Source organism: Vibrio fluminensis (assembly GCF_015278125.1).
Taxonomy (GTDB): Bacteria; Pseudomonadota; Gammaproteobacteria; order Enterobacterales; family Vibrionaceae; genus Vibrio; species Vibrio fluminensis.
In genome coordinates this window covers 135,050-147,713 of sequence record NZ_JADILO010000002.1, presented here as the reverse complement: position 1 = coordinate 147,713, position 12,664 = coordinate 135,050, and the positions used below count along the sequence as shown (strand labels likewise).

Below are 12,664 nucleotides of genomic sequence, written 5' to 3'. Positions count from 1 at the left end.
ATTCTGTTCAACTCAGAAAATTTTGATTTTCACTAATTAAATTAGAATTTTAGGTATAAAAAAACCCTCTGGCAATTTCGCTCAGAGGGTTTTTTAAAGACGCAAAAAGCTACCCCCCGAAATCTATCGTGGTGGTAGTGGTCGTGTTAATTGCGTTTACATAAATTCGTTTCATATTTTATGAATAACAAATCTTTTATAACACAGCAAGCTTTCTTCAAAAAAGTGTACTTTATTTTTGAGTATGGCGGTGAGTCATAAGGTATGAAGTCTAATGGGACAAAAACTTACGTTTAGCACTTCAAAAGCGTCCATAAAATTGAGCATAGTATTCACTCGATGCCCCATAACTGAAGATCTTTCACTGGCAGGTTTTTTTGATATCTGATACTTCGTAAAGCGATTAGAAAATGTATCACAAGCTTGCATTAACAGCCTGTTAATGAGTTTCAACTCTAAATGACAATGGGGCAAAAGCGCGTTTCAAGCTGACATAGTAAATGCCAGCTAGTGGCTTCCGCCACTCGACATTAAAACTCTACTACTCTCCTGTGATAGTGATACAATTTCCGTATTAGAACTATCGAGAAACCCAATGTTTATCCATCATGTTAACGACATCGACTGGCTGGTGATTACCGCTTTTGAAGAATTTAAGACCATGTTTATAGAGGACGCAGGCGCGATCCCCTCTTGCTTCTCGCGCGCCAGCGAATTGAGTCTGATTGATCAAGCCAAACGTACTTATGGATATTTGCCTTCACTTGACGGCGTCATCACGGATACTGGCACTTTTCAAAGTAAAGATAACGCCGAAGATTTGAATCCACAGCTTGCTTGCCTAGTCGAAGGGCGTGGTCGAGTATTTATCTATCACGGCGGCTTTATTGCTTTTGTCGATGACGAGCAAACCTTTATCACCCGTTTAGGCTAAGCGTTACTCATTAAGCATAAATCGGCAAACTGGCATCTCGAACAAACCACAGCTTAAGGTGCCTGTCCCAATTGAAACCTTAAAGAGCTTGAAGTGTCTGTCCCTATAAGAAGTCCTGTCAATTCGTCAGCAACTATTATTGCAATGGGCAATACAAACAAGATAACTGGTACTAATAATCTGCCCTGTTTTCACATACAACTTCAGATTACCAATATACTAGGCAAAAATGCAGGACGCATTTTTAGGTTTTCGGTGTCGGGAACACCTAAAACCGGCTGATCAGCACCAACGGACTAAAGCGCCTTTCTGATTACTCTTTGGCAAGACAAAGAGTAATTGGACCGCTTGCGATAAGGTCTTAGAAGTCGAAACAGGTACTATGCGGGACATACCACCTCACCCAACACCCCTAGCAATCCTCCAAACCTAAGCACAACTCGACTTCACGCCCTGCAATTAGATTCCCTGTTGGCACAAAACCACAACTCAAATAGAAACCTTTCGGACCGCCTTCGTCACCGACGACACTGGTATAAAGCGCAGATATACCAAATTCATTAACTAATGCCGATATCAGTAAATTTATCGTAGTACGACCATAGCCCTTTGATTGTTGGGATTTATCTAACATTAATCGCCACAGCTCAAATTTACCTGACACGGTATCTGCATTAACCAAAACAAATCCAACAGGCTGATCGCCTAAATAAATCCCTCTAAACCAAGCAAACTCCATGAAATTCGCTTCGGCTAACGAAATAGCATTGCTATCGACATGATTGAGCTGGTCTGGAGCGACTTCCAACTGGCAAATCTGATAAAAATTGCTGGCATCTATATTTCTAAGCTCTAGGTTCATGCTCGCTACTTCCTGTAAAAATAATCAATATTGATTGGCGCTAAAAGTGTCCACTAAAAGTGCCTGTCCCTATAACACTTTCCCTAAAACACTAAAGTTCAGTTGCGTACTTTTAAGCACCTCGTTAGCGTAAGTTCACCTGCGGTATAGGAAAAAATGCAGGACGCATTTTTAGGTTTTCGGTGTTGGGAACACCTAAAACCGACCGGTCAACACCAGAGAAACAAAAGCACCTTTCTGATTACTCTTTGGTGCAACAAAGAGTAATTGGACCGCTGACGATAAGGTCTTAGAAGTCCAAACAGGCATTGAGCGGTACATACCACCGCATCATACTTACCTAGCAGTCCTTCATCACCAAATACAACTCGACTTCACGCCCTGCAATTAAATTCCCTGTCGGCACGAAACCAGAACTCAATCAAACGGGACATACCAGACCACATACTTACGTATCTATGCTCAACCATCAAAATAGTCACATCCCTTAGCTTAACTCTCGGGTAAAACGCCTGACTCGTGTACGCATGTTTTTCATTGGTGAAGAGGTATTAAACTGAATCATTCGCCCTAGCGTCCACTGCTCATACCATGCAACGCCGTATAACTCTTCATTACTCAAACTGCCAATCAAAGCCAATATCTCGTTAGTTGTAGACTCTAGCTCAACCAGCAAATCGTCATATTTCCAGTCGCGGTATTGTTGATGAAAACTTAAAGCCAGCAAGCCTAACTGATTCCATTTGTACCCTGTCTCGGGGAAATCGACATGCTGGTTAGTCGACTTTAAACGATGCCATTTAAGCACCAATTTGCCCCAACCAATCAAGTAAGCCAACGTGTCACTGACACTTATCTTGGTCCCTTTAATATTCCCTTCAATTTCGCACAATCGGCATGCACTCTCAGGCACAGCACGGTAGTCCACCATTAACTTAGTGAATATCGAGTTTATCGCTAACTCCAACTGTTCTTTGTTAGTGGGTACTGAAGACATGACAGGCTCCTGTTTTTCTGACTTCCCTGTGCAAACAAACAACTTTCTACATAGATAACGCACAATTAATCAGTCAGTTACTAAAGAAAAGACTAACCTACCTCACCATTTAGTCGATTACTGAGACATAAAGCGCTTTAGCTGAAAAAGGCGCGACAACACACACTTATCGCACTGTTTACGCCAGTATCTAAAGCCCGAACGAGATAAATTGACCACAATTTTAACTTGATATAATCTGCGCTCGATTTTAACTATTTTAAAGGAGGCATCTGCAATGATTACTAATAACCAAACTACATCTTTAACGCGTCCTGACTGCATTTTAGGGAATTTAACCGCCCTCTAGTTTGCGGTGAGGATGACAATAACCCATTGTCGGAATTACCAAAGTGTTTAAAAAAATTAATCAAGCTACCACTAAACCTATTGTCTGGTCTCAATATACCGCGGATGTTCTTTGGACTGATGAACATATTGCAAAGCAAATGTTGTCTTTTCACCTTAATCCTGATTTAAGCCTCGCTTCTAGAACGGCTTCATTCATTGAAGAGTCTGTTGCATGGTTAGTTTCAGAATTTAAATTAAATGAAACATCGCAAGTTATTGATTTCGGTTGTGGTCCTGGTCTGTATACCCATCGCATTAAAGCAAAAGGTATCGGAACTGTTGTTGGGTTAGATTTCTCCAGTAACTCGTTAAGCTATGCCTCCGAACAAGCTAAACAAGCCAATCTGGCGATCGAGTACAACTATGGTAACTACCTAGAGTACAGTGATACGCGCAAGTTTGATCTCATTACTTTAGTTATGTGCGACTTATGTGCACTCAACCCGGACCAACGCGCACTGCTTTACACTAAGTTTAAGTCGTTACTTGCTCCAAACGGTTCGATTGCATTAGACGTCTACACGGCAACAAGATTTGCTAGTCAAAATGAATCGCTAGAACTTGAAAAGAACTCTATGAATGGCTTCTGGAGTGAAAAAGACTACTGGTGCATCAAATCTTCATTCAAATATGAGGATGAAAAAGTCACTCTCGATCAGTATGTCATCTCTCAAGAAGATAAAGAATGGAGTGTGTTTAATTGGCTGCAACACTTCACTATTGAAGAGCTTAGCCAAGAGCTAGCAACACATGGTCTTGAAGTTAAGAGTACGTACAGCGATCTAAAAGGCACACCATATCAAGATGGTGACGAAATGGCTCTGGTTATTGGTCACAAGTCTGAAGCCTAACGCTAAAAATCACTCGACCCAAACGGCTTCTTAGGAAGCCGTTTACACATCGTCATCGGTTAGCAACTGACGACAATTACGAACAGTCAGCACTCGAATTTCGTGACTACAGCTGTAAATAAGACGATAGTGACCAAAAATAACCTCTCTATAGTTAGAGCAAGGCATTTCAGGAACAAGACGCCCCATTTCTGGCATGGTCGCGAGTAAATCAGCTTTATCAAACACCTCGTTGACCCACTTTTCAGCTGCAGATGGATCATCCAAAGCGATAAACTCAGCAATATCACCAAGTTTATTTAGCGCTAACGGAGACCACACTACTTTCATCTATTGATTCGCCCTAACACTTGAGCTCGTGCATCTTCATTTGAAACACCAAGACCTGAGTTTAGTTCAGCTTCCGCAGCTCGCATTTCTTCCAACAGTTCTATCTTTTCTTGCATAGCTTCATACTCAGCCACATCAAGTACAACGGCAACGCCTTTACCACGCTGGGTAATCACTAAAGGGCGCCTAGTCTCATTGATTTGTTTAATGTAAGAAGCCACACTGGCACGGAATTCAGACAATGGCTGAATATCTTTATCAAAATGAATACGACTCATTTCAAGTACTCCATTAAGTACAATTTAACGTACAAATAATAGTCTAACGTGCCAACATGAGCAACAAACCATTCCACAGCTAAATCCATCCACCTCTCTTTGAATCCCAACGCTCCATGACTACCGCAATAACTTCAGATAACTAATACACTAGTCAAAAATTCAGGATGCATTTTTAGGTTTTCGGTGTCAGGAACACCTAAAACCGACCGGACAAAACCAGAGAAACAAAAGCTCCATGTATTCGCATTTATCGTCAATAGTTTTCTACGACGAAACTTCTGACAACTCTACCGAATGGCATAGACAAGCTATTTCAACTCCAACAGAAGGCTCAATATAGAATATAATGTCATCTCTATCGAATGTTACATCAGCCAAATTCAATAGATTCTTACAATGTTCAAGATAACCGGATGACGAATTTGGTTTCAACATTAACACATCCAAAATAACGTTCTGTAGCATCATGTCTGATGCATAGAAGCGTTTTATTCCAAGTATGCGTATAATCAAATTTCGTCTCGTTTCAGAGTGATGTATGTACAAATTTGCAGATTTCGATTCATGCTCAGCTTCAACACATCTAATTTCCCAATCATGTAACTCTGTCAATTTCATAGTAAGCTCTATTTCAAAGAGGATATTGGAACACCAGAACCTCGCATTCCACCTTTCCAATTGCGTGTATATGGTTAAGGCTTAAAGTGTCTGTCCCGGCAACCCCTCGATTGAGTCATCAGTAAACTTCAAATTTCCTCGCGTTAGCAAAGATAATCGCTTGCTCTACTTGAGGTGCAGAATGACAGTCCGTGGTCGTTTTTAACTGTAAAGTTCAGCTATAGTTTATCTTCAAATATAGTAAAACACTCAATTATTGAGATGCTTACAAGTTCAGTTATAAATAAACACTTAATACAATATGAAAAGTACGGGATCAGATTACAATAAGAAAAACAACAAATTAAAGCTCTTTACACTATCTCTATATCAGGTTCAAACTCAGACAGAACATCAATACAGTCGTTCATAGACATTATGAGATAGTGAACAACTTTCCGATCCTCATAATAACCATGACTTTCTTTTTGCAGCCAATCTAGCCAATATGAACTCTCCACAATAAATAAACTTACTTCCCGATTTTGGTTCTGTTCTAACAGACGTAGCCTATAGCTCTCATCTATATTTCGATATGCAATAAAAGCGTCAAACTTAATTCTCAATTTTCTTGGTACAGAGCTCTGAGCATCATTCGGTAGAAAGTATTCACTCAACTCAATACATAGTCCCTCATCTCCATCAGAAAGAGAATTACAAATTACTCTTCTCGGTGTGTCTGGTATCGGTTCCCAAGATATAAATTTTTGAATTTCTTGAACATCATTAGTTTTACCTAATTTTGATTCTCTTTTTCCCATCTTGTATCTCCACAGTGGGCCTTCCGCCACTACTATTTGATCGCATATTGATATTCCTTCCATCAGGTAACGTTCCTGCTCTACCAATTCCTCTTAGCTTATCAAAACTCTTGGCCTTGCTTTTAATTCCTTGGTTAAAGCGCCTCCCAGAATAGGAAATGGGTTCTCATTGTTATACCAAATCTCTCCTAAAGATTCGCCAATCGCACTCCGGTTTGAAGTGTCTGTCCCTTAATCCCCTTCTCAATCATCACCGCAACAACTCCAGATAACCCCATAAGAAAGTCTTAAGGGCTTAAAGTGTCTGTCCCAATAAGAAAAACCAATAATCCCCAAATTCCACCCATAAAAAACGGCTTCCTTAGAAGCCGTTTGCACTCAGAAAAAACCTTTATCTACAGAGACAATACCCTGTAGAACGAAGGCTTATAGACCTAGCTTATGCGCTGTTAGAATTGCTGCGTAAACAGACTTCGCTGTTACTGGGAATGGCATGTTATGGATAGTTTCACCTTCTGCACATGATGCTTCTGCCACTTCCATCAATTTCTCTAGATTAAGTTCTTTCACGCCCATTTGGTGCAAGTTGGTTGGCAAACCTACAGAACGGCAGAAGCTTAGTACTTCTTCGATTTCCGCTTGTGCCGCGTTTTCTAGTACCAGTTGAGTTAGTGTACCAAACGCCACTTTTTCACCGTGTAGTAGGTGGTGACACTCTTCAAGCTTAGTTAGACCGTTGTGAATCGCGTGTGCAGCCGCAAGACCTGAACTTTCGAAACCGATACCCGATAGGTAAGTATTCGCTTCAATGATATTCTCAACCGCTTTAGTTGATACGCCATTTTCAACCGCTGCTTTTGCTTTCACGCCATCAGCGATTAGGGTTTCGTAACATAGCTTAGCCAGTGCTTGAGCTGAACGTGTTGGCGCGCCACCAGCCATGGTTGCTTTACCTGAAAGACCGTTAGCGCGAGCTTCAAAGTAAGTTGACAGTGCATCACCCATACCAGCTACAAGTGTACGTACTGGCGCAGCTGCGATGATACCCGTATCCATGATCACCATGTTCGGGTTTTGTGGGAACAGTAGGTACTCGCTGAACTCGCCTTCTGGCGTGTAGATTACCGCTAGCGCAGATGTTGGTGCGTCCGTTGAAGCGATAGTCGGTACGATTACCACTGGCACTTTTGCGTAGTACGCCACAGCTTTTGCTGTATCTAGCGTTTTACCGCCACCGAAGCCGATGATCACATCATTGCCTTGCTCGTTGCGTACTTCGATTAAACGGTCAATCTCAACGCGGCTACATTCGCCACCGAAAGTGTTGAAGTTAACTTCTAGACCTTCACCAACAATGCTGGTTTCAGCGCGATCACGCACAAGACCCATTACGAAGTTATCCGCGATTGCTAGAGGTTTTTTACCAAATACCGATACGTATTTACCGATGTTATCTAGTGAGCCTTCGCCTTGGATGTATTTGCTTGGTGAGATGATGATGTTATCCATGATGGGATCCTTTTAAATTTATTCTGGTTCTCGTCACTAGTGCGACGTTATTGGAGATATTGGAGGGACACACACAATAGTGTCCCTCTGAAATGGCTTATCAATTAGAACTGGCTGAATACCGTTTCTACTGCGAATGCGCCTGGATCTTTAGTGCCATTTAAGCTGTCGCTGTTTAGGTAAGAAGAACGGCCCGCTTTCGCACTAGTCATTGTCACGGTCGCTTCTGCGCCCGCTTTTGCTGCTGCGATTGCGGCTACAAAGCCTTCTTGAGCCCACGCTTCTAGCGCTGGGTGTAACGCATCGATCATCGTACGGTCACCCGGTTTCGCGCCGCCGTAAGCCATCATTTGACCAAGACCCGCTTGCAGTGCTTGTGGCAATGAACCGTTTTGCTCGAAGTCGCGACCTGCTGCTGTAAACATGATTGAAAGCAGTACGCCTGAAGAGCCACCCATGACTGACGTTAGGCAGTCAGCGATGGTTGTCATCAACTTAGCTTTATCTTGTAATGGCAAGTTGTTAGCCTCTAGCTGAGCCAGAACCTTGCGTGCGCCCGCAGCAAATGTAGAACCGGTGTCGCCATCACCCACGATTGAGTCTAGGTGGTTTAACTCACCTTCAATATCAATGATTGCCTGACACACTTTAGTTAGCACTAACGCCGTTTCTTCATCGTGTGAAGGCGTGAATGCTTTCTTCGCGATTTGGTTTTCGCACTTAGTCACTGGCACTTCACGACGCGCTACCGCACCAGGCCAAGCTGCTGTTTCAACAGGAGAAACCAATGCGTTAGCGATTTCATCGGTTAGTTGAATGGTCGAAATAGAGAAACCTTTCATGTCGATCGCAGTCATCAGTGCGCCGCTTACGATGAACTTAGTGTTTTTACCCAGTTCTGATTCCATCACTTCTTTAGCCACAATGTTCATCTCAATTGGAGATAGACCACCTAGGTTATTAAGCAGAATCGCGTTGTCTGTGGTTGGTTTCGCTTCTAGTAACTTGCTAACCATAGTGGTAACAAGATCTTTTGCTTTTGGTAGCTCGATGGTTTCGATACCCGCTTCACCGTGGATGCCTAGACCTAGCTCCGCTTTGCCTTGCGCGATACGGTCGTTGCTTTCACCCGGTAGTGAACAGCTCGTTAGTGCCACACCGATAGACGCTGTTTTTTGGTGTGCATCAAGAGCCGCTTGTTTCACTTCTTCCAACGTGCCGCCGTTTTCAGCCACATAACCCGCTACTTTTTGTACAAATAGCGTACCTGCGATACCGCGAGGCTGAGGGTTATTAGGGATAGAGATATCATCACCGACAACGATAAGGTCAACTTTGCGCCCCATCTCTTTCGCTTTTTCCACCGCTAGACCGAAATTCAGACGGTCGCCAGTGTAGTTTTTGATGATCACTAAACAACCTGCATCGCCTGTTACGTGCAAAATCGCGTTAAGCACTGAGTCCACGCTTGGTGCTGCAAACAGGTCGCCACATACCGCCGCAGTTAGCATACCTTTACCAACAAAGCCTGCGTGTGCTGGCTCGTGACCAGAGCCACCACCACAAATTAGTGCCACTTTCTCTTTGCTCCAGTCATTACGTGCAACGACTTTGATGTCATTTTCAAAGTCTAGGAAAGTTAGGTTTTCAAGCGTAGAGGTGTAAAGAGTGCCTTGGATTGAGTCCATTACGAACGACTCTTTATTATTTAGAATTAAGTCAGCCATAGTTATTCCAGAAATTTTGTTCAAACGAGTTTGGGGAGAGCCCAGTCAAGATGAGGGCGCCACTTATTATTTTTTGGTTTGGAAATGTGGCTCAGGAATACCCTGAGCCAGCATCAATTAGAATTGCTTGATTGCCGCTAGTAGCTCAGCATCTTGCGCTTGCTTGCGGAAGAATACTGGTGGTTGACCGATAGGCGCATCAACCTTGATCCAACCGCCTGTGAACGTTTCACCAGTCCATACATGAACCCACTCATCTTCTGGTAGGTAAAGCTCTTTCACTGTTTCGCCTTGGTTGTAAACCGGTGCAACCATCAAATCGCGACCAAACAGGTATTGGTACTGAATTTGGTACGCTTCTGAGTCTTGCTCGTAGTGCATGAACAGTGGGCGTTGTACTGGCATACCTTTGGTTGCGTTCTCTTCAACTGCAGCTTTGATGTACGGCTTAAGATGCTTGTAAATCTTAGTCATACGCGCTAGGTGCGCTAGTGTCTCTGCGTCAGTATCGAATTGGTGGTTGTCACCAGGGCGGTTGCCTTCATGGCTACGCATAATTGGTGTAAACGCCGCCATTTCAGCCCAACGTTGGAATAGTTCTTTAGAACGCACGTTACCGTGTAACGTAGTGTAACCACCGATATCGCTGTGGCTGATACCGTTACCCATTAGACCCGCTGATAGTGCAGCTGGAATAACCGATGCAAGACCGTCATCTTTTTCCCAGATCACTGATTGGTCACCAGCCCAAAGCGCATGACAGTAGCCTTGAATGCCTGTGCCACCAGCGCGCATGAAGAACAGGATATCGTCTGTTTTGCCTGCTTCTTCAATCGCTTCATGTTGTACTTTCGCCCAGCGGTACGGCCATTTGTTATGCTCAATTTCAGCACTTACGCCGTTGTATAGTGAACAGTCTGTCGGTAGGTATTCACCAAAGTCGCCCATCCAGCCATCAAGACCGAAATCGATCATGTTTTGCTTGATAACGCCTTTGTACCATTCACATGCTTCAGGGTTGGTAAAGTCAACCACACCACAGTCAAACTCACCGAAGTCGACAACGTATTTTGAACCGTCTTCTTTAGTTGCTAAGTAGCCTTTTTCAAACGCTTCGTTGTATAGCGGGAAGTCTTCCAATACGTAAGGGTTGATGTAACCTAGGAAGCGAACGCCCTGCTCTTTTAGCTCGTGAATCTTAGTATCTAGACCAGGGTAAAGATCCGCATTCCACTGCCAATCCCACTGTAGGCGCTTACCAAATGAGGTCATCTTGATGCCTTGCCAGTCTTGACACCATGCACCCGCAACTTCAACGCCAGCGGCTTTAGCTGCTTCAACTTTTTCAATCGTAATATCAGTACCGCCTTGGATACCTAAGATCACACCGTTGTATACCCACTCAGGCAATGCTGGTTGACGACCAAATACGCCAGTAATGTTAGTCATTAGCTCTGGGAATGACTCTTCAGCATCAAACAGTAGATATTCTGGAATGTTCCAACATTGCAGTTCGTGGTACTCAGCGTGAGTAAAGTCGAAATCTGCATAAGCACGCGTTTCTAAGTGGCAGAAGTACTTCTTATCAGAAACGAATGTTGGTTGTGGGTAGTTTGTGGTGTAGTAGTCGCCGCCCGCTTTGTCTTTAACGTCTGCTTGCCAAGTCGTGTAAGTATTCTTGTTACGACCAACACCCGGCTCAGAGCTCCATAGAGGGAAGTTCTTGCCACGTAGGTTTAAGTAACTTAACTGCTCACCACAGCCGTACACTGACTCAGACTCAGTTGCCGATACACGTGCCCAAAAACGGTTGTATTTTTCATCAAGCGCTGTGAATTCAACTTTAAGACGCGACTCTGCCGTTTCGTACATGCGCGCTTCAAGTACCGCTTCGCCATCTAGGCTAAAGGTAACCACAACATCATCTGAGTTTTCTGTGATCGCGAATTTCTTCAGCGGTAAACGCTCTGACACATAATCAGAAATATCAAAGTTACCGCGGTACATATCAAAAGTGCCTTGGCCAATACCTAGGTACAAAGCAGGGCTAACTTGTGAGTGTTCAAATACAGTTCTGTTTTTGTGGCTAATAGTAAAGCCTGATGGAGTTTGGGTAAGTTTCATTCGAACAGCTTCCGAAATAGAGATAAAATTTAGGCGCAACTTGGGTGTTCACCCGAGGAAAAAGCCTTAGGTGTGCTGCGCCTAGCTAGCGTATATATTAAATTTGTTACTCTTAACGAATTGACGCTGCGATAAGATTGCTGGTGAACACCGCTGCAGCGTCAATCGAGTCAGATAAGGGGCTGATTACTTAAATTGGATGTCGTAATCTGCTTGGATCTTCGCTTCACAAGTTTTGATTTCATTCTCAAAACGTTGTAGCCATTTCTCACCTTCAGCGCCTGTCGCTTTCAAGAATTCTTCTTTAACGGGTGCCGCAGCCGTAATAAATGCTTGTTTTTCCGCTTCTGTTGGGCTGTAAACTTTACCGCCCGCTTTCTTGAATTCTTCATAAGCTGCGTATTCGCGGTGTTTAGGGTATGAACGTAGGTACTGGTTTTGTGCCGCGATACCATCGATGACCACTTGTTTTAGCTCATCTGGGAACGACTTAAATTTCATGTCGTTGAATACCCAAGCGCCGCCCATGTAACCGTGACCATCAAGGATCATGTAACCGATACTTTCATGGAATTTGTTCATGATGATATCTACGATACCGTTCTTAGTACCATCAACCATGCCTGTAGAAAGCGCTGTGTATACTTCTGGCCAAGCGATTGGTGTTGGTGCCCCGCCCATTGCTCTCACAAGGTCTTGCTGAGTTTTTGCCGGTACGGTACGAAGTTTTAGACCTTCTACATCAGCCGGTGTTTTTACTTCTTTCTTAGTGGTTGCGATGTTACGCCAGCCACCAGAGTTTGATACTGCCATTAGGCGCACGTTTGGCGCACGTTGCATTAGCTCTTTACGCACGTCAGCAATAAGTTGTTCGTTGTCGTACACACACTCTGCTACGCGGTCATTTGGTAGCAAGTAAGGAAGGTCAAATGCACCAACTGGTTGCCAGAAACTGCCTAGCTCAGGAATTGTAGTTTGGAAGTAATCGAACATACCTGCTTGAACCCCAGCGATACACTCTTTTGCGTTAGCACATAGCTGACCTGCTGGGTAGATATCAACTTGAATTTGACCGTTAGAGCGAGACTCTACAAAGTTCTTCAATACAAGTAGCGATTGGTGGTTGTAGCTATCTGCTGTGGTTACGTGTGGGATTGTTAGTTTGTAATCCGCAGCGTTCGCAGCACCCGCCGCAAGAAGAGGTGCAGTGGCAAGGCCCAGTAGAGTTTTCTTCATGTTGT

The 12,664-nt window shown here is 43.6% G+C and carries 11 protein-coding genes; 2 read left to right on the top strand and 9 right to left on the bottom strand.

Annotated elements, in window-relative coordinates; genetic code table 11:
- Nucleotides 1-595: 595 nt before the first annotated feature.
- Complete coding sequence (locus IRQ95_RS03310) at nucleotides 596-934, top strand: cytosolic protein (protein ID WP_194435580.1); 339 nt, start codon at nucleotides 596-598, stop codon at nucleotides 932-934.
- Between the two features lie 412 nt (nucleotides 935-1,346).
- Here IRQ95_RS03310 and IRQ95_RS03305 read toward each other — a convergent pair whose 3' ends face one another.
- Both IRQ95_RS03305 and IRQ95_RS03300 read right to left on the bottom strand, forming a co-directional pair.
- Complete coding sequence (locus tag IRQ95_RS03305) at nucleotides 1,347-1,796, bottom strand: GNAT family N-acetyltransferase (protein ID WP_194435579.1); 450 nt, start codon at nucleotides 1,794-1,796, stop codon at nucleotides 1,347-1,349.
- Between the two features lie 487 nt (nucleotides 1,797-2,283).
- Nucleotides 2,284-2,793 carry a ClbS/DfsB family four-helix bundle protein gene (locus tag IRQ95_RS03300; RefSeq protein WP_194435578.1) on the bottom strand — a complete coding sequence of 170 codons (510 nt, stop codon included), beginning with the start codon at nucleotides 2,791-2,793 and terminating at the stop codon, nucleotides 2,284-2,286.
- Nucleotides 2,794-3,185: 392 nt separating this feature from the next.
- On the opposite strand from IRQ95_RS03300, the gene IRQ95_RS03295 reads away from it, so the two are divergent.
- Nucleotides 3,186-4,034: a methyltransferase domain-containing protein gene (locus IRQ95_RS03295; RefSeq protein ID WP_194435577.1), complete on the top strand. Its 849-nt coding sequence runs from the start codon at nucleotides 3,186-3,188 to the stop codon at nucleotides 4,032-4,034.
- Between the two features lie 42 nt (nucleotides 4,035-4,076).
- Here IRQ95_RS03295 and IRQ95_RS03290 read toward each other — a convergent pair whose 3' ends face one another.
- The 7 genes from IRQ95_RS03290 to IRQ95_RS03260 all read right to left on the bottom strand — a co-directional run bounded on the left by IRQ95_RS03290 (nucleotide 4,077) and on the right by IRQ95_RS03260 (nucleotide 12,659).
- On the bottom strand, nucleotides 4,077-4,364 hold the full coding sequence (locus IRQ95_RS03290) for a type II toxin-antitoxin system RelE/ParE family toxin (protein WP_194435576.1): 288 nt from the start codon (nucleotides 4,362-4,364) through the stop codon (nucleotides 4,077-4,079).
- Nucleotides 4,361-4,642, bottom strand: coding sequence for a type II toxin-antitoxin system Phd/YefM family antitoxin (locus IRQ95_RS03285; RefSeq protein WP_194435575.1), 282 nt, complete (start codon nucleotides 4,640-4,642; stop codon nucleotides 4,361-4,363). Before IRQ95_RS03285 ends, IRQ95_RS03290 begins: the two co-directional genes overlap by 4 nt.
- Before the next feature lie 974 nt (nucleotides 4,643-5,616).
- Nucleotides 5,617-6,063, bottom strand: a complete 447-nt coding sequence (locus IRQ95_RS03280; RefSeq protein ID WP_194435574.1) for a hypothetical protein — start codon at nucleotides 6,061-6,063, stop codon at nucleotides 5,617-5,619.
- A gap of 426 nt (nucleotides 6,064-6,489) precedes the next feature.
- The gene (locus tag IRQ95_RS03275; RefSeq protein WP_194435573.1) at nucleotides 6,490-7,572 is read right to left on the bottom strand and encodes a glycerol dehydrogenase; all 1,083 of its coding nucleotides are present in this window, start codon (nucleotides 7,570-7,572) and stop codon (nucleotides 6,490-6,492) included.
- Nucleotides 7,573-7,676: 104 nt separating this feature from the next.
- Nucleotides 7,677-9,299 carry a dihydroxyacetone kinase subunit DhaK gene (locus tag IRQ95_RS03270; RefSeq protein ID WP_194435572.1) on the bottom strand — a complete coding sequence of 541 codons (1,623 nt, stop codon included), beginning with the start codon at nucleotides 9,297-9,299 and terminating at the stop codon, nucleotides 7,677-7,679.
- 117 nt (nucleotides 9,300-9,416) lie between these two features.
- Nucleotides 9,417-11,423 carry an alpha-glucosidase gene (locus tag IRQ95_RS03265; protein ID WP_194435571.1) on the bottom strand — a complete coding sequence of 669 codons (2,007 nt, stop codon included), beginning with the start codon at nucleotides 11,421-11,423 and terminating at the stop codon, nucleotides 9,417-9,419.
- Between the two features lie 186 nt (nucleotides 11,424-11,609).
- On the bottom strand, nucleotides 11,610-12,659 hold the full coding sequence (locus IRQ95_RS03260; protein ID WP_194435570.1) for a TRAP transporter substrate-binding protein: 1,050 nt from the start codon (nucleotides 12,657-12,659) through the stop codon (nucleotides 11,610-11,612).
- Between the last annotated feature and the right edge of the window lie 5 nt (nucleotides 12,660-12,664).